Origin of the sequence: Proteus sp. FZP2095 (assembly GCF_023701425.1) — a bacterium.
GTDB lineage: Bacteria > Pseudomonadota > Gammaproteobacteria > Enterobacterales > Enterobacteriaceae > Proteus > Proteus cibarius.
The window spans coordinates 259816-282214 of the sequence record NZ_JAMQBJ010000003.1; the positions used below are offsets into that span (position 1 = coordinate 259816).

Sequence of the window (22399 nt, forward strand, 5' to 3'; positions counted from 1 at the left end):
GGTTCTCCTTTTTATAAAAAAAGATTCATATTATTAATAGAAAGGAGTGTGAACTACATCTAAGGTGATGGTTTACGAACTCGCTTTTTCTTAGTTTATCTACATAATAATGGGGAGCCTAACACTCCTTTTCAAGGGGCGTTAAAAAGAGCAGTAGAACTGTAAAATCCATGAGATAGATCACAAAAAGAAAATATTTAGACGTTATTTACTTATAAAGTGATCCAGCTTAAAGGTATTTGTTCACAACCCGAATATGATCATGCCAGTACCAAGCAAAACGGTAAGTTATATTACATTATTAACCGTTAACGATATATTTTATTAACAAGCGCATAACTAGACAGTTAAAATTTTAATAAGAAGGTTCTCATGTCAAATAAAACTCGTATCGAAGAAGACCTGTTAGGTAAAAGAGAAGTTCCTGCTGATGCTTACTACGGCGTCCACACTTTACGTGCAATTGAAAACTTCTACATCAGTGATCGTACCATCAATGATGTTCCAGAATTCATCCGCGGTATGGTAATGGTGAAAAAAGCTGCTGCATTAGCAAACAAAGAACTTCACACTATTCCTCGTGAAATCGCTGATACGATTATCAAAGCCTGTGACGTAGTATTAGAAACAGGTAAACACATGGATCAATTCCCAGTTGATGTATTCCAAGGCGGTGCTGGTACTTCATTAAATATGAATACCAATGAAGTTATCGCAAACATCGGTCTGGAATTAATGGGCCACCAAAAAGGTGAATACCAATACTTAAACCCAAATGACCACGTCAATAAGAGCCAATCAACAAACGACGCTTATCCTTGTGGTTTCCGTGTAGCGGTTTATAACTCTGTTATCAAATTAACTGAATCTATCGAACTGCTGAAAGCAGGTTTTGATAGAAAAGCGGTTGAGTTCAAAGACATCCTGAAAATGGGTCGTACTCAATTACAAGATGCTGTACCAATGACTTTAGGTCAAGAATTCCACGCTTTCTCTGTACTGATGAAAGAAGAAATCAAAAACCTGAAACGCACTGCTGAGTTACTGTTAGAAATGAACTTAGGTGCAACAGCTATCGGTACTGGTCTGAATACAGCACCGGGTTACCAAAAACTGTCTGTTGAAAAACTAGCAGAAGTAACTGGCTTAGCTTGTGTTCCAGCAGAAGACTTAATTGAAGCAACTTCTGACTGTGGTGCTTATGTAATGGTTCACGGTGCATTAAAACGCTTAGCTGTGAAAATGTCTAAAATCTGTAATGACTTACGTTTACTGTCCTCTGGTCCTCGTGCAGGTCTGAAAGAAATCAATCTTCCAGAACTACAAGCAGGCTCTTCAATCATGCCAGCTAAAGTAAACCCAGTAATTCCAGAAGTTGTTAACCAAGCTTGCTTTAAAGTTATCGGTAATGACACATGTGTAACAATGGCAGCTGAAGCAGGTCAATTACAATTAAACGTAATGGAACCAGCAATCGGTCAAGCAATGTTCGAATCAATCTCTCTGTTAAGCAACGCTTGCCGTAACTTAGTAGAAAAATGTGTTGATGGTATCACTGCGAATAAAGAAATCTGTGAACACTTCGTATTCAATTCAATCGGTATCGTTACTTATCTGAACCCATTCATCGGTCACCATAACGGCGACATCGTTGGTAAGATTTGTGCTGAAACAGGTAAGAGTGTACGTGAAGTTGTTCTAGAACGCGGTTTATTAACCGAAGAACAACTGGATGATATCTTCTCTGTTGAGAACTTAAAAAACCCGGCTTACAAAGCAAAACGCTTCGATGATTAATAATTGTGTTTTATAACATGACACTGTTAAACATAAGAATGAGCTCTTAAAAATACAAGGCACGGACTCTTTAAGAGACGTGCCTTTTTACTTGATTGTAAAAACAAAAATTTAACTTATCTTTCTCATTTTTTTAATTATCTCAAGGAGTAAACGCTATGTTAGCCGTAGAATTGATTATCGTTCTGCTGGCCATTTTCCTCGGTGCGAGACTTGGGGGAATTGGTATCGGGTTTGCCGGTGGTTTAGGGGTTTTGGTTTTAGCTGCTATCGGTGTTAAACCTGGTTCAATCCCTTTTGATGTTATCTCCATCATTATGGCTGTTATTGCCGCAATCTCTGCGATGCAGGTTGCTGGTGGTTTGGATTACCTTGTTGGCCAAACTGAAAAACTGTTAAGACGTAATCCAAAATACATCACAATTCTTGCGCCAATTGTGACTTATTTCTTAACTCTATTTGCAGGTACAGGGAACATCTCTTTAGCAACACTGCCAGTTATCGCAGAAGTTGCAAAAGAACAAGGCATCAAACCTTGCCGTCCTTTATCAACAGGTGTTGTTGCAGCTCAAATCGGTATTACTGCATCTCCAATCTCTGCTGCTGTTGTTTACATGGCCTCTGTCATGGAAAATCCAGCAATGGTCGGTGAAGGTAATACAGTAAGCTACATCACTCTGCTGTCTATCTTATTACCAGCGACTTTCCTTGCAATCATTCTGATGTCATTCATCATCTCCTGGGTATTTAACTCAAAACTATCAGATGATGCGGTTTATCGTGAACGTTTAGAACAAGGTCTGGTTGAGTTACGTGGTAGCCAAGAACGTAGAGAAACATTACCTGGTGCTAAATCATCTGTAATGCTGTTCCTACTGGGTGTTATCGGCGTTGTAACTTATGCTGTTATCAACAGCCCAAGTTTAGGTATCGTGAAAGAGCCGTTAATGAATACCACTAACGCTATTCTTATCATCATGCTGAGTGTTGCAACCCTTATCACTATCTTCTGTAAAGTGAAAACGGATACTATCCTCAATTCAAGTACTTTTAAAGCAGGTATGAGTGCATGTATCTGTATTCTGGGTGTTGCATGGTTAGGTGATACTTTCGTTTCAAGCAACATCGATTGGATCAAACTGACTGCAGGTGATTTAATCACTGGCCATCCTTGGTTATTAGCCGTTATCTTCTTCTTCTGTTCTGCGCTGTTATATTCTCAAGCAGCAACAGCGAAAGCGTTAATGCCAATGGCTTTAGCACTAGGTGTATCTCCATTAACTGCAATAGCTTCTTTCTCTGCAGTTTCTGGTCTGTTCATTCTGCCAACTTACCCAACACTGGTTGCGGCAGTTCAAATGGATGACACAGGTACAACCCGTATCGGTAAATTAGTCTTCAACCACCCATTCTTTATCCCAGGTACTATTGGTGTGGTATTAGCTGTCGGATTTGGTTTCCTCTTCGGCGGTATGATCCTGTAGTTTGAAGTAAAAAATTAAAACATTGCAAAAAGCGCCTTGCGCTGACAAGAAATAAAAAAACAAGAAAATACCCCATCGCAAGATGGGGTATTTTCATTTTACCCTCTCGCCTCTTGCTTTCATTTTTAGTTAAAGTCTGCTAATTATGATGTTTTCGCGACAACGTGATTTAAGGAGATTTCCGTGCAACGTGAAGCGTTATTAGACCACGTACTTATCCAGCTAGAGCAATATGGCTTAGCGGCGACTTTACCCGAGCTTCTTCAAGATTCGGGTATCAATGAATCTGACCTTCACCCTTTTTGGCCTGATAGAGACGCATTGATTTTTGATTGTCTTCGCCACCACGGACAGCAAATTGATATTTGGCAACGCCAAGTCATGCTAGATGAAGAATTGACTATCGAACAAAAATTACTTGCCCGTTATGATCAGTTGGCCATACGTTTAGAGAAAAACCGTTTTCCTGGTTGTTTATTCGTTGCAGCATGTAGCGCATACCCTGATGAGCACTCTCAAATTCACCAATTAAGCCAACGTCAAAAACAAAGCTCATTCGATTACTCTAGAACGCTACTACGCGAGCTTGATATCGAGGATAGTGAGTTAGTTGCTAAACAGATGGAACTCATCTTAGAAGGCTGTTTAAGCCGTTTAATGGTGAATCATCACGCTGATGATATTATTACAGCAAAATTATTGGCGGAAGATATTCTTAAGATTGCTCAATGCCGTAAAAATGGTGCGCTAAGTTAGTTTTGAGTGTTGAAAAACGAAAGAAATGAGTTATTTTTTCGCTTGTGCTCAATTTCTATCTATTGAGTAGCAAAAATAAATTAAATCATCAAAAAAAGAGAAAGATTTCTCTTTGATATGCAAAAAAGTGAATATCTTTACTGATTGTTATTTAAGCATTTTTTTACTAAAAAACAGCTTATGATGAAAATTTAAACTCGAATAGAATAAAAAGAAAGCAAACAAACTTATTTTTGCATTTTTTATTAAAAAGACGTTGACGCATCACGCTGAATACGGTTTAATGCGCCTCGTTAGCCCGAATAGCTCAGTCGGTAGAGCAGGGGATTGAAAATCCCCGTGTCCTTGGTTCGATTCCGAGTTCGGGCACCATATTTAGAAAAACCAGCCTTAGGGCTGGTTTTTTGCTTTCTAGCGGTTTGAAAATCATTCTCAAGATCCTAGCTATTTTCTTTTCTTACTATATTTAACAACACTGACGTAATCTCACATCAATTCATACATTAAAAACATAGTCGTATTCATAGATTTTCAATTAATTTTAGAGCAAAAAACAATGCAATCACATTGCAATGCATTTGCATTGTTTTCTTCTATTATCTATAATCAGTTCATAAAACATACACCGTAAGTAAAAGGAGCAAATCATGCTAACCCACGTTTGCACTGACAACATCGCTCTTGAAGCTGATTCAAAAATAACAGAACGTCATCAAACCACAATTCCCGCGTCAATTAGAGAAGCTCTACATCTTAGTGGTGGAGATCGTATTCACTACAAATTACTAAGCACTGGTGATGTACTTATCTCACGTCACAGCGATGGATCTGAAGATCCTGTTATGGCATCGTTTCTTAATTTTCTCGCTCAAGATATAACTAATCATCCTCAAACCATTCAACCTCTCGATATATCTCGTGGTTTTGAATTAGTTGAAGGTATGGATATCAACCTTGACGATGACATCACCGATAACGAATAAAATAATATGGATTTCCCTACAGATTTGAATGGATGGACAATCTACGCACATCCTTGCTTTAAACAACAATATGATGAATTACTACAAAAAGTCGAAGCTCTGAAAAAAAAATATCCCGAAGATTATCAGAAAAAAGCAGATACAAAAATTTTTGCTCATGTATTGAAATCTATAGTAAACATCACAAATGACCCACGGGCACCAGAGTTTAGGTTGGGTAATACTTTAGGAGAAGAAAATAAAAATTGGTCACGAATTAAATTAGTAAATGGAAGATATCGTTTATTTTTTAGATTCAGTTTTAAGGAAAAGATCATCATTCTGGCATGGATAAATGATAATGATACTTTGCGAACTTATGGCAATAAAACTGATGCTTACCGAGTCTTTGAGAAAAAACTAAAGAAAGGTCATCCACCTAAAAATTGGAATGATTTATTTAGTGACTGTATAAATGAAGCTGACTGTCAGGATCCTTAAATTTCTATCTCTTATCACCTTTTTAATGTGATAAGTTTTTGTTTACAAAAAAAGATAATTCTTATTAAGTCAATAATCGATTGAATATTTGCCTATAATTTTTAGAAATACAATAAATCTCTTAGTGAAGAACATTATCATTTTTTGGAAATGAAAAATAGAATATACAAAATATTTTATAATTATTGATTTTCATCTTAATTATTAAAGTAGAGTAATATCATTTTCATTAGATATAATTAATATCTAAACTCTGTTTTCTATAATATCGCTCTAAACGGTATGATTTATCACCCAAGGATCACCAAAAATGGAATTTCCCAAAGACCGGATCTCTCATTCCTTTATCTGCGCACTTGCCTTTGTAGGTTATTTTTTCTCATCGTTTAGTCTATTGCTGACTCCCTCTCCTGTTGCACTATTTCAATCGCCTTATATCATCTCATTGGTAAGTTTTTTTATTTATCTCCCCTACTGCTTGATTATTTGGCTTGCCTATCAAAAACATATTAAATTAATGCCATTAGGTCGCCTTCAATGGAACACACTAAAAGCCCCTTTTTTAGCCTTAGTGGGATTATATTTTATTAGTTTATTTTTAGGCTCTGAAGATGATTCATGGATTACAGAAATCGAATCTATTACAGGCTTTGCCTTCTTCTTATTTGCTCTTTCTGTTATTTTTATTGCTCCAATTACTGAAGAAATCATTTTTAGAGGTTTTCTACTAAATGCAGGTATGTGGTATGGCAATATAGGCAAATGGATTGCCATTATTCTCTCGTCACTTCTATTTGCAGCGATGCACACTCAATATGAGTCAATCACTACGTTTATCCTTATTTTTGTTGTGGGTGTTGTTTTTTGCCAAATCAGAATAGGAACTCGTTCATTAATCGCGCCGATAGTGTTACATGGAATACACAACACAATCAGTATCGTTTTTTTAATGTTATAGAGTTTTTATTTAGTATATTTCTATTTTTTATAATAAAAAACTTATTAACTTAAAAAGAAATGATACTTAATAGATGAAAATATTTTTATTATTTTTTAGAGAATGATCTGATTCTATACACAATAATACCGAATATTATTTATAATCATCTCAATAAGTTATATTAAATTCTATAAAAAATAAAATTGAAAAACAAATAGAGAATGTGATTATAACTACATGCTTTTTCAACGTTTTAAAGTATGATAAGAGATATTAATATGACAATAACATTGCCATTTTCTTAAATTAAGAGAACCTTTATGAATTTGTTTTTCCAAAATAGCCTAGCTTTTCCCAGCATTATTTTTAGTGCATTACTTATTATTATCTCTTTCTATTGGCTCTGCGCTGCTTTTGGATTATTAGATATTGATTTATTTAATATTGATAGTGAATTAGATATCAATGTTGATGCAACAGGGCTTGCTGGTTGGTTAACTAAATTAGGATTAGCGGGTATTCCTGTCACCATTATTTTAACTTTATTCACCCTTTTTGGCTGGTTTATCAGTTACTTTACTAATTATTGGATTATCAATGCTATTGAAACAAGTTTTATTCGTTATTTAACGGGTTTTATTGCCTTTATCATTACTTCTTTTATTGCACTTAATCTTACTGCGGTTTGTTTAAAACCGATCCGTAAAAAACTGATGTCACGTAATAAGCCTAAATCAGTACACCAACTGATAGGTAAATTAGCCATAGTACGATCAGCGAATGTAACAGAAAACAAAGGTGAAGCTGTTTTAGAAGATGGAGGTGCGGGTTTAATTTTACAAATTAGAGCGCCTGAAAAAGAAAATATTAAACGAGGGGATAGCGTAGTTATTATTAGTTATGACGCGCTCACTCACAGTTATCAAGTCGTAACGGAAGATGAATTTCATCGTTAATATCCACATTGATGAAAGACAATTTAGTTAACAGACAAACACTATTAAAAAATGACGGTATCGTCTGAACCTATGGAGAAAAAAGTATGGATTTGGCTTTCGTTATGCCTTTCTTAACTGTCGTTGGTTTCGCAATCCTAATTATTTTAGGGCTATTTGGATTATTTAAGGCTTTCTATATTAAGGTGCCTCAAGGCACAGCCTTAATTGTCAACGATATGACCTCACAACCTAAAGTCCATTTTACGGGTGCCTTGGTTTATCCTGTTATCTACAAAAAAGAGTTTATGCGCATTTCTCTTTTAACGTTAGAAGTAGACCGTCGTGGTAAAGATGGCTTGATTTGTCAGGATAATTTACGTGCAGATATCACAGTTGCTTTCTATCTACGTGTTAATGAAACCACCGAAGACGTACTAAAAGTCGCGAAAGCCATTGGTGTTGATAGAGCTTCTGATCATCAAGCAGTCAGTACTCTTTTTAGTGCAAAATTTTCTGAAGCATTAAAAACCGTAGGTAAACAATTTGAACTGTCGAAACTTTTTGAAGATAGACAAAATTTCCGTGATCGTATTGTTGATGTCATCGGTAAAGATCTCAACGGCTATGCATTAGAAGACGTTGCGATTGACTATTTAGAACAAACACCAAAATCAGCGCTTGATCCTAATAATATTTTTGACTCTGAAGGTATCCGTAAAATAACGGAAATTACCGCCATTCATAATATTGAAACCAACCAAAAAGAGCGCGATCAAGAACTCGCGATTCAAAAGAAAAATGTTGAAACTCGTGAAGCAAGTCTGGCTTTAGAGCGCCAACAAGCCGATGCAGAAGCCCGTCAAAAAAGAGAAATTGATAATATTCGTGCTCGTGAAAATTCGGAAACCTTACGTGTTCAAGAAGAAGAACGTCTTAAAGCCGAACAGGCTCGTATTCAGACTCAACAAGAAATTGAGATCCGCGAAGAAAATCGTATGCGCGAAGTGGAAGTTGCACAACAAAATCGCACTCGCGCAGTTACTATTGAACAAGAGCGTGTTAATCGTGCGCGTGAATTAGAAATTGTTGCTCGTGAACGTGAAGTTGAGTTGCAACGTATTGAGAAAGAAAAAGCGTTAGAAGAAGAACGTAAAAACATCTCAAATGTTATCCGTGAACGTGTTGCCGTAGAAAAAACCGTAGCTCAAGAAGAAGAACGCATTAAAGAAGTACGTGAAGTTTCAGAAGCTGAACGTATGCGCCAAGTCACTGTAATTAATGCACAAGCGGAAGCAGAAGAATCTTTAGTTCGCCAAGTAAAAAGAGCAGAGGCCGATGAATCTAGTGCTAAGCATAAAGCTGAAGAAATCAGCACCATGGCGAAAGCGGAATTAGAAGCCTCAGTAAAACAAGCTGAAGCGAAAAAACGCTTAGCTGAAGGTATTGAAGCAGAGCATGCAGCATTAGGTCTTGCTGAAGCTCGTGTACGCCAAGCAACCGCGGAAGCTGAAGAGAAAGAAGGCTTAGTGCTTGCTAATGTCACTGCTGAAAAACTATTAGCAGAAGCACGAGGCATGAAAGAAAAAGGCTTAACTGAAGCGCAAGTGATGGAAGCTAAAGCACAAGCCCAGCAACAACAAGGCTTTGCAGAAGCGAAAATTTTAGAAGAGAAATTAGCCGCCCAAGCGCGTGGTGAAGAACAACAAGCCAACGCAAAAGAAAAATTAGGTCTTGCTGATGCGAAAATTCTTGAAGAGAAACTCGCAGCTCAAGCACGTGGTGAAGGGCAATTAGGTTCAGCACAAGCCGAAGTTATTCGCCAACGCTTGAAAGCAGAAGCCGATGGTTTAACGGATAAATTTAAATCGATGGATCACCTTAGCGATACGGCTCGTTCGCACGAAGAGTTCCGTATGCGTCTTGAAAAACAATTTGAACAGGCAATGGCATCTATTGAAGCCAACAAAGAAATTGCACGCGAACAAGCTGATGTATTGGCAGCCGCTCTAAGCAAAACCAATATTGAAATTGTGGGCGGTGATGGCAACTTCTTTAATACCTTCTCTAAAGCATTAAGCTTAGGTAAAGCTGTTGATGGTTTTATGGATAAAAGCAGTTTTGCCAAAGAGAACGTTGAAAAGCTGATTAACCGTACTCAACAAGATAAAAAACTCGATATCGCTTCTTTATTAAAAAATCCTGAAGTTCAAGATTTACTTAATGGATTTATGGCAACAAAAGGCGCCAGTCAGCTAATTAAAGATGTGACAACTAAATCAGACTCCTCTAAAGAAGAATAATTTTATTTAAAGGAGGTGAAAAGACATAGCGTTTATCTCTGTGTCTTTTCTTTTGTTTTTATCGTTTAAGCCAAGGAAATCCGTTATACCATGTCTGAAATTCTGGATACGAATCGTGAGCAGGAAATACTCGATAGCGCCGTTGCACAAGGTGGTGCGTATGAAATTTTACGCAAACGCCTCACTGAGCAAGGTCAACAACTTCATCAAAAAGCTACTGAGCTCAATCAGCATCGCTTAGATGAATTTGGTCAAAGCCAAATGGATATTATTGGCCGTATTCGTATTCGCACTGAAAATAACTGCCAAGCCCGAGACATTGTTCGTGTAGGTGAGTGGTTACTATTTGGTTATAACGTTTTCCTTGGATTAAAACGTGAAATACATCTTGAAGATGTTTTTTCGCTTTATCGTTTAATTGAAAATGAGGGCGAATTTGATGTTGAAGCCGTACCTTATGAAAATACGTTCTTAAACGATAATCGCTTTATTCAAGATTTTACTGAGCTCTATACTTACTATAAAAATACGCAACTATTACAGCTAGTTGAGCGTGACGGAAAGTTACTCGCCAGTTTCCAGATTGGTGCCCGTATTACTGATGTGCGTGTTTTTCGTTGGTCAATTTCAAGTGATAAGCAGCGTATTGAATATATTGATAATCGTGGTGAGCGAGATATCGCTCTTCCCCCTGCTTATGATTTTGAATGGACGAAAACCCAACGTGAAGATACGGTTAATGGTCGTTTTCCTCATATCAATATTCTTGATACCGTTTTTGTCGAAACAACCGGTGGCGATCTAACAGTCAAATGTGAAAATAATACAGAAGACGGTTTAGGTATTTATCGTGAAGCCGTATTAGATAAAAACCAATCTCTTGATGATGCACAAATTGAATATGCTCAAACAGGCAGTTTAATTCTATTAAAAATCTTACCGTATCGAGAAGAAAATTGGCGTTATTTGGTCTACAACATTTTGACGCAAACTGTCCAACGCATTGATGCAATTGGGCAAGCTTGTGTTCAACTACCTGAAGATCATGGCATTATTTTCCCTGGCGGTTATTACCTGCAAAATGGTGAATACAAAACCTTTGATCAACCTATGGAAGGTATGTATTTCCGCCGTCTACGCCGTTCACCTAATGGTGAAGACGTGTTATATGTTTTCTACTCGCCTTCACAAGGTCGCCTTGCGCTTTTCAATTACAATATGATTGAACGCAAACTTGCTGTGCCTCTAGTTGGCCACGGTTATGCGATGTTAGAAGACGGAAAAATGGTACTCTTTGAAGGTGAAGGCGAAGAGGCAACACGTGTTCATCCAATGCAAGTTTGGCAAACTCCCTTCTATTCTGAAGAATTTGCCGATAAACAACCGCCTCGTAATGGTTTCTATGGACGCATTGGTAATGCCGATTTAGTACGAGGGATCTCTGAAATATTGCATGTCGCAAAAGAAATTGAAGGTAATCAAGTTTCTATTGCTCGTTATGAGCAACTCAGTTCACAACCTAAAAATTTATTAGATCTCTATTATTGGTTTAATGATGAACACTGTTTAGGTATTGGAAAGCTCCTCAAAGATATCGCTCAAACCAGCGAGTTAGTCCTTGATGAATATGAAAAAGTAGAAAGTATTCGTCAGCAATCTGCGAAATCCATGCTTGAAGCGGTTAATCGCCAAAAATCACTACTCGCCTTAACACTGCCTGATAGTTGGACTGATATACAACAATTTGTTGATAGTTTAAATTCACTGAATGCTCATCGAGGGCATCTGATTTCATTACGTGAATTCCGTTATATGGATTTAACCAAGCTCAACGCGATGGAAACGGAAATTACGGAAACTCAGCAACGCGTTTCTCAAGCTACAGCGCTTTTTCTTGCCAGTGATAAAGCATTACAACCGTTTAAAACTCAGCTTGTTGCCTTTGAAAATCTCATTGAAAAAGCACAAAACAGCGCACAGTTAGATATCCCGATGAATGACATGGAAAAAATGTCTGCTGATTTGGATATGCTTTCTAATTTAATGGCATCTTTAACATTCCAAGATGTCACTCAACAAACGCATATTATTGATGCGATTTCACAGATCTATGCTCAACTAAACCAATCCCGCGCTCGACTACAACAAAAACGCAAATCACAAAGTAGTGTCGAAAGCGTGGCCCAATTTGGTGCACAATTTCGCTTGTTTAGCCAAGGGATCACCAATGCATTATCCCTTGCAACCGATCCTGAGCGTTGTGATGATCAACTTTCTCGCTTATTGCTTCAATTAGAAGAGCTGGAAAGCCAATTTAGTCATCAGGATGAATTTCTTGATGATATTCTCGCTAAACGTGAAGAGTTAGTTGAAACCTTTGAATCTCACAAACAAGTACTGCTTGATGATCGTCAACGTCGATCACAAAGCCTGCTTACTGCGGCAAATCGCTTGCTGGAAAATCTGCAACGCCGAACCTCTCGTTTGCAATCACAAGATGAGTTAAATGCATTCTTTGCATCCGATCCACTATCATTAAAAACACGGGAAATCATTGAAAAACTAAGAGAAATCAATGATAACGTCAAAGCTGATGATATTGATGCGCGTCTAAAATCCTCTCGTGATCAAGCCATTCGTATTCTGCGAGATAAAACTGATATTTTTGAAGACGGCGGCAATGTCATTAAATTAGGGCCTCGCCATCGTTTTAGTGTTAATACGCAAGAGCTTGATCTCACTATCTTACCTAAAGAAGATAAACTCTGGTTATACCTAACAGGAACGGATTACCAAGAGCCGATTGAAAATGCAGAACTTGCCCAATTACAGCCTTATTGGAATGCTTCACTTGAGTCAGAATCGGACACGGTTTATCGCGCAGAATACCTTGCTTACTCCATTATTTATGCGGCAGCAAAACGTCAAGATGGTCTTGATTACGAAACGCTAAAAGAAGCACTCGCTATTCCAGAAAAGCTGGAAAAGCTCGTGCGTGATTTCGCAACGCCACGTTATAAAGAAGGTTATGAAAAAGGGATCCACGATCACGATGCGATCGCTATATTGAAAAAGCTGATCCCAATAGGTGAAAGTGCCGATCTTCTACGTTATAACCCCACAGCACGCGCAGTAGCCGCACTATTTTGGGAAACCAAACAAAATGAGCAATACCCTGCCCTGTGGCCTGAACGTGCAAGAACAGCACTGAATATTCAACAATTATTCCATACAGATGACGCATTAACCGACCTACAAGCCGAAATTGAAGCGGATATACGCCTATTCCTTCATGATAATCCGATTGAGTGCGAACACTATATTCCGATACAAGCCTCTGAATATTTAAGCTTTGCTTTGGCGAGAACCCCCATTGAATTGGTTTATAGCAAATACGCTAAAGAGCTAGTGATTGCACTGCAAAGTCGATTAGAAGAAGCTCATATGTGGATAGACTTTAATCGTTCACAACAAAATTTAGGTACGCGATACGCACAACGTTGGGCACTGATCCAAAATTGGCTACAGGGGTTATGCTCTTTACCTGATTATGCCGATCTTACGCCTTATATTCCGGGTGCTATCGCTATCATTATTTTAGATAAAGTCGCATCAGCCCGTTATAGTGAAGCCGATTTATACTTTACAGTAACGGGACTATTAGGCTCTCACCCAACGATTGAAAATCAAGCGTTATCACTCAGTTTAGATGATTATTTCAGTCGAATGCGTGGGCAGAGAAAGAACTTTATTCCTGCATTTCGACAGTACCTCACCTTGCGTCAGAAAATAGTCAGTGATGAACGTGAGCGCTTAAAACTACATGAATTTAAAGCCAAACCGTTAAGCTCTTTTGTCCGAAACAAGCTGATTAATGATGTTTATTTACCGATTATTGGCGACAATATGGCAAAACAAATTGGTGCTTTAGGAGAAGGTAAGCGCACCGATTTAATGGGATTATTATTAATGATCTCCCCTCCGGGTTACGGCAAAACCACATTGATGGAGTATGCGGCCGCACGTTTAGGTCTTATTTTTATGAAGATCAATGGTCCTGCGTTAGGACATAACGTGCTATCGCTCGATCCGGAGCAAGCGCCCAACGCAACAGCGAGACAAGAGCTTGAGAAACTCAACTTAGCACTAGAAATGGGTAATAACGTTATGCTGTATGTGGATGATATTCAGCATACTCACCCTGAATTCTTACAAAAATTTATCTCACTGTGTGATGGAACAAGACGTATTGAAGGGGTATGGAAAGGAAAAACCAAAACCTATGATATGCGTGGCAAAAAATTCTGTGTCGTAATGGCAGGAAACCCTTATACCGAATCAGGCGAAGTCTTCCGTATTCCTGATATGCTAGCTAACCGTGCTGATATTTATAACTTAGGTGAAGTATTAGGTGGTATGGATGAAGCCTTTGCGCTCAGTTATATCGAAAACAGCCTAACATCTAATGCGGTATTAGCACCACTGGCTCTGCGTGATCTTAACGATCTCTATATTTTAGTGGATAAAGCAATGGGGAGATCCGTTTCTACCAACACATTAAGTTACCCATATTCAGATGCTGAAATTAACGAAATAGTGATGGTACTTAAGCACTTAATTACCTTACGAAACGTTATCTTAAAAGTGAATCAGCAATATATTGCCAGCGCAGCGCAATCAGATAAATATCGCACAGAGCCAGCATTCCGTTTGCAAGGTAGTTACCGCAATATGAATAAATTAAGTGAGAAAGTATCTGCGGTAATGAATGATGAAGAAATTGAACGCTTGCTAGACGATCACTATCTTGGTGAAGCACAACTGCTAACAACGGGTGCTGAGGAGAATTTATTAAAACTCGCAGAATTACGTGGAAAATTAACCGCAAAAGACACCATTCGTTGGGCACAAATCAAGAAAGACTTTATGCGTAATAAAGCATTAGGTGGTGATAACGCCGATATTGGTGACCGTGTAGTATCACAGTTAGCCAATTTGGTGGAAAGTGTGCAAGGTCTACGTTAAAGATAGAGAATTGTCGTAGCCCACTGATTTTAGTGGGCTGTGTTTATTTCGAGTGTTTTATAAATTATAACAATTTAATAAATCAATATAGTTAACAAAAATAGAAATTTAAAATACTCATTACTATTAATAGTTAAAGATATAAAATAAAAAGTTGTACATAATATATCACTATATTAATATCAAAATTCATAAACAAACCAATTATATTATTAAAATTAATAACGTATTATATTTTAACCATAAATTATAAAATATTTTAACAACTATACTTATTCAGTACATAAAATCTATATTAACTCACACTCTGAAAAGAATGAAATAAACGAGATATTAATAAGAATCACTCTTAATCTATTTATGAGATCTCTCTCTAAAGATAGAAAATTAACTTAGGATTAATATTATAGAAATGATAGCATTAAAAGTGCTATAAATTAATTATATAATTTAAGTTTAAATAAATTAAAAAAATTTAAATATATTGTCTTCAATTTATTAACAATGAAGAGAGTAGATATTTTCCTTAATTATTATTTAAACCTACTATTCTAATTTTTAGATTAAAGTTACTGAAAAAATTATTCTATTTTTGTCTTGTTTAAGCCATTTTTATACTCGACAGGTAGCAACACAACAAAATACTTTCAATAAAAGTGGGCGTACTATGAAAAGCATGTTTACGACTCGGGAACTCCCTGACGTAGATCGGTTTTCCGTATTCAGGGATACAATAAAAGACCGCTTTTTATCGTCTTATGAATGCAATGAAGTTGAATTGCCTCCTCATTCTCGGTTTTATGCCAATATTGTCGAACAGAAGGTAAAAAATATTCGCTTTATTCAGCTAGAGTCTAATGGACACTGGGCAAGTAGCCGTCCTTTAACGCATAAGCTTAGCTTAGAAGAGCATTTTCAAATTGAGATACAGCGTTCAGGCACCAGCCATCTGACTCAAGATGGGAGAACCGCCTTTCTACGGCAAGGTGATTTTTGTATTTTTGATATGGCAAGACCTGTATCATGGTCTTTTGATAACGATTACTCATTATTTAAAATTTTGATCCCAAGAGAAAAACTGGCACCACGCTTAGGTAATACCCAAAACCTCACCGCAAGAGCAATACGTGGTAATAGCATTACCGGCTCTCTCGTTTATAGCTTTGTGATGCGCTATATTCCGTTCTTAGATTCAATGCCACCACAACATGCACAGCAACTTGCCGATATTTTATTGAATCTAATTACATCTGCTTTCAGTGAATACAGTATTGCGACACCACCACAAAGCTTAGGAAGATCAACGCTATTTTATTTTGCTCAGCATTATCTTGAGCAACATCTTTCTGATCCTGATCTCAGCGTCAATGAATGTGCAAATGCTTGTGGGATTTCCGTACGCTATTTACAGATGTTATTTAAAGAACAAAATACGTCTGTACTTCGTTGGATCTACCAAAAACGTCTTGAGAATTATAAAACGGCTTTGGTTAATCCTCTCTTGGCAGAGAAAAATATTACACAGTTAGCTTATGAATGTGGATTTAGCGATATTTCTAATTTGAGTCGAAAATTTAAATCTGAATTTTTTATGACCCCTTCCGAATATCGGAAAATACATTCATTAAGATAAATAGACTAATTATCTCCTCCCCTAGTTTACATATTGGAGGTTATTCTAGAGGGAGAAGATAAAAGTTATCACATCAGCCGTAACGAAACTCAATGCCTAATGTGCCACACGGATACTCCCATTTTTTTAAAATGGTATCGCCACATAAAACACGGCAAGTACCACACTCTAAACATCCTGCATAATCAAAAAGATATTGTCCTTTTTCATCTTTTTTATATAACCCTGCGGGGCAAGCTTTCATTAAGATTTCAAATTGTGCAGGATCGATATCATCCTTTAAAACGATATGTGGATTTTCCTCATCCACATTAAATTTATTGACGCCTAATTTAACGTCTACGTTTACTTGACTCATAAAGAACGTACCCCCTTAAATCCATCTTTAATTAAGTTCATCACACCGACTTTCTTAACTTGAGACAGTATTTTCTTACGCACAGGTTTTTCTGGGCCATTAATCACGAATAAATCATGCATGACATTGGCAGCCATTTGCGGGTAATCCGTAAAGAATCTTGTATTATCAAGGAAAGAAGGTAAGCCTTTGTATAACTTCATATCTTTCATAACAAAACTGTCATTTAATAAAGATTGGTAGCAACTTAATTCTTTTTGGTTATAGCTGTTTTGCTCTTTCGCCATCAAGACTGCTTTTGCAGCCGCTTCACCAGAGGCAATTGCTAGATCCATCCCTCTTACGGTATAGCCAACATTAAGGCAAAATCCAGCAGCATCTCCCGCAACTAATACGCCATCTTTAACTAATTCAGATACCATATTCATGCCACCTTCGGGCACCATATGCGCTGAATATTCTAATAATTTGCCGTCTTTGATAAGTGGTGCAACAACAGGGTGTTGTTTAAAATCTTCTAATAATTGAGGAACCGTTTTTTCGAATTTATCGACGTTATGCAGCCCTAAAACAAGACCTAAAGAAACGGTATTTTTATTGGTATATAAGAATCCACCACCCAAATATCCACCTGATGGCGCGCCAGCAAAAAGCCAAGCTAAACCTTCATCATTAGTACAACCAAATCGGTCTTCCATTTGTTGTGGCGTGAATTCCAATAACTCTTTAACACCCACAGCCACGGTATGGGGATTAACTTTTTGTGTCATACCTAACTGTTTTGCTAATAATGAGTTAACACCATCAGCAAGAATAACAACGTGGGCTTCAATTTCATCATCACCCGCTTTTACGCCACACACCTTGCCATCTTTTACCAACACTTCATCGACACGAACCCCCGTGATCACTTGTGCGCCAGCGTCTTCTGCTTTTTCCATCAACCATTGATCAAATGAAGAACGCAATACAGTATAAGAGCGCGCGGCTTCCTCTTCTTGCTGAGTGTGTTGATAATCTAAAGTGACTCCATCGGTTTCCGTTAGCATGGAAATTTTTTCGCGTGTCACAAGCCGTTCAACAGGGGCTTCTTGGGCAAAATTAGGAATAATTTTTTCAAGACTGTGTGCATATAAGCGCCCACCAGTCATATTTTTACTGCCAGCGAAATTACCTCGCTCTACGACTAAAACATCACACCCTGCTTGTGCTAATACATAGGCAGCAGTACCACCAGCAAGTCCACCACCCACAATAATGGCGTCAAAAATATCGTCTGACATACTTTTCTATCCTTTTATTATGTGTGGTCGCTTAGCAAATCATCACTAAGCGACCTACGGTGATTAGCCGCCAAGCTTCGCGGTTAATGCAGGTAACACTTTGTAGAGGTCACCAACAATACCGTAATCCACCATATTAAAAATTGGGGCATTTTTATCTTTGTTGATACCAACAATGATTTTCGCTCTATCCACACCAACCATATGTTGGATTTGCCCTGAAATGCCGACAGCGACATAAACATCTGCACCTAAGGTCACGCCTGAAACACCAATGTAGCGATCGTGTTCCATCCAGCCTTCACCTTCAGCGATTGGACGAGAACAACCCACTTCACCTTGAAGAGCTTTCGCTAATGCTGACGCTAATGCAATATCATCTGCCTTAGCAAAACCACGTCCGACACCAACAACACAATGCGCTTTACCTAAATCAACGGTACTACCTTGTTTTGGCTTACGTGCTAACACTTTTAATGTATGTGCGGGGGCGATAAAGGCACTTTGCACCACAGGTGCATTGGGAGCATCTGTAATGGCCTCCACATCTAATGCACTACCAACGGTAGCAATCGCATAAGGTGAGCGAATTTCTGCTTTCGCATGTGCTAAACCACCATAGACTTGGTGTGTCGCGATCACGGTATTGTTTTCAATAGCAAGACTTAATGCATCACTGATAACACCAGCTTTTAACGTCACGCCAAGGCGAGCTGCTATCGCTTTTGCACGTTTTGATGAAGCAAGGAGAACCAGTGCATTCGCGCCCGCTTCTTTAATAATGGCGGCAAAAGAGGCAGCATAATCTTCAGCAATTACACCTTCTTGTGGTGCGAAGCAATAAACACAGTCAGCGCCTAAATTGACACATTCACGCGTACTTTCATCATCACCAATAAACAGCACATTAACCTTTTCACCAAGACCACGAGCAAACGCAATCAGCTTTGCTAAATCATCCGCTTTTTCGGCATAAACAAAGGTAGTAGGTAGTAAACTAGCCATTTTTAATCTCCTTATTGATTAACCGCTTGGCGTAAATGTTCAGCAAAAGTGGCAATATTTTCATCTGAATCACCTTCTAAAATAATACCGAGGCGGTCAGTCTGTTCTGGTGCACACACTTGTGTTTGCACAACGGTCAGAGCAGAAATATCAACACCGACATCTCCCAAACCCAACTTTTCAACAGGCTTTTTATTCGCAGCTAAAATGGCTTTCATTGAAGGGAGTTTTGGTGTGTTAATACTTGAAGTGACACACACAACGGCAGGTAATGTCAGCTCTAGTTCTTCCGTGATATTTTCTAAGTCACGTTCAACAATGATTTTTTCACCTTCAACGGTGATTTTGTTTACTGCATTGACGCAAGGTAAACCTAAATATTCACCTACCGCTAAACCTGTTTGTTGAGCGTATAAGTCACCAGAACCTTCACCGAAAACTAATAAGTCAAAACCAACTTTTTGTGCCGCTTGCGCAATAATATTGGCAGTATCCGTTGAATAAAGAGCGCTACATGCATCATCAGAAACCAGTGTTAATGCATCAGGGCCACGCGATAAAATATCTTTTTTGATCTTCGCGTTTTCAACCATTGCACTTGTACCCACACTTAATGCAGTTACGGTGCTATCACCAAGGGTGGAGGCAATTTCTACTGCGGTTTCAATGGCATTCAAGTCATACAAACTAATTTTTAAACCCGCATTATCGGTTGCGAGTGTACGATCAGGCCTTGTTGTGATGTCTTGTTCGTCATGAACAACCTTACAGCAGGCAATAAGTTTCATAATTCACATTCTCCGTTTTGCACAATGCAACAAATTAATAAGCTCAAATCTCATTACGCTAAAATATGTTTAGCGATAACCATGCGTTGCACTTCACTTGTGCCTTCAAAAATTTCGGTAAGTTTTGCTTCACGCATCAGACGTTCAACAGGATAGGATTTGGTGTAACCCATACCGCCATGTAATTGGACGGCTTTTTGAGTCACATAAGTGGCAGTTTCTGCTGCATAAAGTTTGGCTTGAGCAGATTCACGGGTATAAGGAAGACCTGCCATTTTGGCAGCAGCCGCGCGATAAACCAGCATACGAGCGCAATCAACACGGGTTGCCATATCCACTAATACCCATTGAATACCTTGATTAGCAGCAATTGGTTTACCAAATTGAATACGCTCTTTGGTGTAAGCAATCGTGGCATCTAATGCACTTTGCGCGATCCCCAATGCAAGCGCAGAACAACTTAAACGCCCGCCATCTAAGGTTTCCATTGCGATATTAAAGCCTTTACCTTCTTCGCCTAACATAGCGTTGGCTGAAACAACGCAATCACTAAAACTCACAGAGCAGGTTTCAGAGCCGTTCATACCCATTTTATCTTCAGGTAAACCAATGCTGATACCCGGGTTATCACGCTCAACTAAGAATGCGGTGATCCCCTTAACGCCTTTGCTTTTATCTGTCATAGCAAACACGATAAAGAACGCACCTTGAGGTGCCGCGGTGATCCACAATTTAGAACCATTAATCACATAGTTATCACCTTGGCGAACAGCGGTTGTTTCTTGAGCAGCAGCATCACAACCCGCGCTAGGTTCAGACAAACAGAAGCACCCTAATTTTTCGCCAGACACTACGCCTGGTAAAATGCGTGCTTTAGTCTCTTCATCAGCATATTTTTGAATAATTGGGCCCGTTAAAGAGCATTGTGAACCCATGATCATCGCGTGAGAGGCACTGACTTTTGCCATCTCTTCTGTTGCTAATACATAGCTAATTGCATCCGCCTCTGTACCACCATAAGCTTCGTCAATATTGAAACCAAAGAGTCCTAATTCAGCCATCGGGGCGACACTTTCACTTGGAAAACGGTGCTCCTTATCAATTGCACCCGCAATTGGTTTAATATCGTTTTCAACAAACTCTCTGACCATATCGCGGATCAGGACTTGTTCTTCTGTTAGCTGAAAATCCATGTTTATTTTCCTCTGAGAATATTTATGGTTATCTCTATGGCGTGCGATTTCACGTTTGTCGTCTTATCGCACGCATTAATGGGTTAACGTTATTTCTACATCGTCGCTATAGATGCAGGTAAAAAGGTGTACAGCAACAACATAAACATCATGGCTAACAATGGGATAGCGAGGGTTAATGTACCCACAGGACCGTATCCCTCTTTATGGCTGACACCACAGACGCTAAAGACAGTAATAATCAATCCGTTAAATGGAGGTGTTGTACTCATAGATGCCATTGTGGCTACACGGTGTAAGGAGCCTTGATCAACCACAGTTGCAGGGAACATTGCAGCAATCATTGGCATAGCAATACTTAACGCACCAGAACCTGAACCACTGATAAACACCAAGGCACCGACTGAAATGGCAGTCACAACAAGTGGATTAAGACCCGATTGAGCAATTGCTTGGAATGATTCTTTGAACGCAGGTAAGGTCATGACTAACGCACCAAACCCAACAATAACCGCCGTATTAAAGAGGGAGGTCACCCCTTCCATCGTTCCTGCGGCTAAATTAGGGACGAGTTTTTTCCAATCGAGATAGCGTAAGTACACAATTAAGGCGGCAATAATCGCGCAGAACAACGCAATAGCAGGGTCCCACTTCAGGATATTCAGCACGACAAGCAGAATAAGCATAGGGAGTAATGCGACTAACACATTAGGTAGTTGGCGATCTTTCTTACCTTCCTCTGCTTTTGCTGTTTTTTCGTCTTCAACCCAGCCTTCACCTTTTGCTTTTACACGCTTAAATAACCAAGTGAGATAAATAATGACTAAGGTGACTTGGAACAGTGCAGTCAACATCCCTGGTACTAAACCAGCAGTAGCCGAAGTACCTAAGAATTTCATTGGGATAAGGTTTTGAATTTGAGGAGATCCCGGCATTATCATCACAAACGTACCCGCACCTGCAAAATAGACAGCCGGAATAAGTCTGCGAGGAAGATTCGCTTTGCGGAATAAACTCACCATCATTGAATAAACGGTAAACAGCGCAACAAACACTGAAACACCGCCGTAGGCTAAAATGGCACAAGCCGCAACTAATGAAGGAATAACGGCTCTTTCACCAAATTTACCAATAATAAAAGAGGCAACACTATCAGCAGCGCCACTGATAGCGGTTAGTTTGCCAAAAATCGCACCGAGTACGAAAATGAAGAAGAAGCTGCCAAAATAACCACCTAATCCGCCGGTATACACTTGTAATAGTGCATCGACAGGATTAAGCATATCTGGTGATACAAGCCATGCAGTCACAGCAAGAAACAGGCTGGTGGTAAAGACAGAAATGAAAATATGTATGCCTTTCATACACATAATCATTAATATCGCTAGCCCGATGATTAAACAAATAATACCCATGATTGCCCCACTTATATGTGT

The 22399-nt window shown here is 38.6% G+C and carries 16 protein-coding genes and 1 tRNA gene; 11 read left to right on the forward strand and 6 right to left on the reverse strand.

Annotated features, from left to right (window positions below; genetic code table 11):
- Window positions 1–372 precede the first annotated feature (372 nt).
- The 11 genes from aspA (at window position 373) to NBG71_RS14070 (ending at window position 16336) form a co-directional block, all read left to right on the forward strand.
- A complete protein-coding gene (aspA, locus tag NBG71_RS14020; RefSeq protein ID WP_072069056.1) occupies window positions 373–1797 on the forward strand; it encodes an aspartate ammonia-lyase in 1425 nt (474 codons plus the stop codon).
- Between the two features lie 158 nt (window positions 1798–1955).
- Window positions 1956–3281, forward strand: coding sequence for an anaerobic C4-dicarboxylate transporter (locus tag NBG71_RS14025; RefSeq protein ID WP_036934359.1), 1326 nt, complete (start codon window positions 1956–1958; stop codon window positions 3279–3281).
- A gap of 183 nt (window positions 3282–3464) precedes the next feature.
- Window positions 3465–4037 carry a division control transcriptional repressor DicD gene (dicD, locus tag NBG71_RS14030; protein ID WP_075673431.1) on the forward strand — a complete coding sequence of 191 codons (573 nt, stop codon included), beginning with the start codon at window positions 3465–3467 and terminating at the stop codon, window positions 4035–4037.
- 296 nt (window positions 4038–4333) lie between these two features.
- Window positions 4334–4409, forward strand: a tRNA-Phe gene (locus NBG71_RS14035).
- 275 nt (window positions 4410–4684) lie between these two features.
- Complete coding sequence (locus NBG71_RS14040) at window positions 4685–5020, forward strand: type II toxin-antitoxin system PrlF family antitoxin (RefSeq protein ID WP_075673430.1); 336 nt, start codon at window positions 4685–4687, stop codon at window positions 5018–5020.
- A 6-nt stretch (window positions 5021–5026) separates the two neighbouring features.
- Window positions 5027–5500, forward strand: a complete 474-nt coding sequence (locus NBG71_RS14045; protein WP_075673429.1) for a type II toxin-antitoxin system YhaV family toxin — start codon at window positions 5027–5029, stop codon at window positions 5498–5500.
- Window positions 5501–5810: 310 nt separating this feature from the next.
- Window positions 5811–6458, forward strand: coding sequence for a CPBP family intramembrane glutamic endopeptidase (locus tag NBG71_RS14050; RefSeq protein WP_164530724.1), 648 nt, complete (start codon window positions 5811–5813; stop codon window positions 6456–6458).
- Window positions 6459–6760: 302 nt separating this feature from the next.
- Complete coding sequence (locus tag NBG71_RS14055) at window positions 6761–7396, forward strand: OB-fold-containig protein (RefSeq protein WP_075673427.1); 636 nt, start codon at window positions 6761–6763, stop codon at window positions 7394–7396.
- Between the two features lie 86 nt (window positions 7397–7482).
- On the forward strand, window positions 7483–9678 hold the full coding sequence (locus NBG71_RS14060; RefSeq protein WP_099659727.1) for a flotillin family protein: 2196 nt from the start codon (window positions 7483–7485) through the stop codon (window positions 9676–9678).
- 90 nt (window positions 9679–9768) lie between these two features.
- Complete coding sequence (locus NBG71_RS14065; RefSeq protein WP_250916943.1) at window positions 9769–14703, forward strand: DNA repair ATPase; 4935 nt, start codon at window positions 9769–9771, stop codon at window positions 14701–14703.
- A gap of 667 nt (window positions 14704–15370) precedes the next feature.
- Window positions 15371–16336, forward strand: a complete 966-nt coding sequence (locus NBG71_RS14070) for a helix-turn-helix domain-containing protein (RefSeq protein ID WP_075673873.1) — start codon at window positions 15371–15373, stop codon at window positions 16334–16336.
- A gap of 73 nt (window positions 16337–16409) precedes the next feature.
- Here NBG71_RS14070 and NBG71_RS14075 read toward each other — a convergent pair whose 3' ends face one another.
- The 6 genes from NBG71_RS14075 to NBG71_RS14100 form a co-directional block, all read right to left on the reverse strand.
- Complete coding sequence (locus NBG71_RS14075; protein WP_075673872.1) at window positions 16410–16694, reverse strand: ferredoxin family protein; 285 nt, start codon at window positions 16692–16694, stop codon at window positions 16410–16412.
- On the reverse strand, window positions 16691–17977 hold the full coding sequence (locus NBG71_RS14080) for an FAD-dependent oxidoreductase (protein ID WP_099659729.1): 1287 nt from the start codon (window positions 17975–17977) through the stop codon (window positions 16691–16693). The genes NBG71_RS14075 and NBG71_RS14080 overlap by 4 nt, the downstream gene beginning before the upstream one ends.
- A gap of 63 nt (window positions 17978–18040) precedes the next feature.
- The gene (locus NBG71_RS14085; protein ID WP_156734153.1) at window positions 18041–18982 is read right to left on the reverse strand and encodes an FAD-binding protein; all 942 of its coding nucleotides are present in this window, start codon (window positions 18980–18982) and stop codon (window positions 18041–18043) included.
- Between the two features lie 11 nt (window positions 18983–18993).
- Window positions 18994–19770, reverse strand: a complete 777-nt coding sequence (gene fixA / locus NBG71_RS14090) for a putative electron transfer flavoprotein FixA (RefSeq protein WP_075673869.1) — start codon at window positions 19768–19770, stop codon at window positions 18994–18996.
- Between the two features lie 53 nt (window positions 19771–19823).
- Window positions 19824–20963, reverse strand: coding sequence for an acyl-CoA dehydrogenase family protein (locus NBG71_RS14095; protein ID WP_075673868.1), 1140 nt, complete (start codon window positions 20961–20963; stop codon window positions 19824–19826).
- Between the two features lie 95 nt (window positions 20964–21058).
- Complete coding sequence (locus NBG71_RS14100; RefSeq protein WP_072069069.1) at window positions 21059–22378, reverse strand: GntP family permease; 1320 nt, start codon at window positions 22376–22378, stop codon at window positions 21059–21061.
- Window positions 22379–22399 lie beyond the last annotated feature (21 nt).

What these genes read in the sequence shown, in the direction of transcription:
- aspA (WP_072069056.1), top strand. Translation starts at nt 373, where the DNA reads ATGTCAAATAAAACTCGTATCGAAGAAGACCTGTTAGGTAAAAGAGAA.
- NBG71_RS14025 (WP_036934359.1), top strand. Translation starts at nt 1,956, where the DNA reads ATGTTAGCCGTAGAATTGATTATCGTTCTGCTGGCCATTTTCCTCGGT.
- NBG71_RS14040 (WP_075673430.1), top strand. Translation starts at nt 4,685, where the DNA reads ATGCTAACCCACGTTTGCACTGACAACATCGCTCTTGAAGCTGATTCA.
- NBG71_RS14045 (WP_075673429.1), top strand. Translation starts at nt 5,027, where the DNA reads ATGGATTTCCCTACAGATTTGAATGGATGGACAATCTACGCACATCCT.
- NBG71_RS14050 (WP_164530724.1), top strand. Translation starts at nt 5,811, where the DNA reads ATGGAATTTCCCAAAGACCGGATCTCTCATTCCTTTATCTGCGCACTT.
- NBG71_RS14055 (WP_075673427.1), top strand. Translation starts at nt 6,761, where the DNA reads ATGAATTTGTTTTTCCAAAATAGCCTAGCTTTTCCCAGCATTATTTTT.
- NBG71_RS14060 (WP_099659727.1), top strand. Translation starts at nt 7,483, where the DNA reads ATGGATTTGGCTTTCGTTATGCCTTTCTTAACTGTCGTTGGTTTCGCA.
- NBG71_RS14065 (WP_250916943.1), top strand. Translation starts at nt 9,769, where the DNA reads ATGTCTGAAATTCTGGATACGAATCGTGAGCAGGAAATACTCGATAGC.
- NBG71_RS14070 (WP_075673873.1), top strand. Translation starts at nt 15,371, where the DNA reads ATGAAAAGCATGTTTACGACTCGGGAACTCCCTGACGTAGATCGGTTT.
- NBG71_RS14075 (WP_075673872.1), bottom strand. Translation starts at nt 16,694, where the DNA reads ATGAGTCAAGTAAACGTAGACGTTAAATTAGGCGTCAATAAATTTAAT.
- NBG71_RS14080 (WP_099659729.1), bottom strand. Translation starts at nt 17,977, where the DNA reads ATGTCAGACGATATTTTTGACGCCATTATTGTGGGTGGTGGACTTGCT.
- NBG71_RS14085 (WP_156734153.1), bottom strand. Translation starts at nt 18,982, where the DNA reads ATGGCTAGTTTACTACCTACTACCTTTGTTTATGCCGAAAAAGCGGAT.
- fixA (WP_075673869.1), bottom strand. Translation starts at nt 19,770, where the DNA reads ATGAAACTTATTGCCTGCTGTAAGGTTGTTCATGACGAACAAGACATC.
- NBG71_RS14095 (WP_075673868.1), bottom strand. Translation starts at nt 20,963, where the DNA reads ATGGATTTTCAGCTAACAGAAGAACAAGTCCTGATCCGCGATATGGTC.
- NBG71_RS14100 (WP_072069069.1), bottom strand. Translation starts at nt 22,378, where the DNA reads ATGGGTATTATTTGTTTAATCATCGGGCTAGCGATATTAATGATTATG.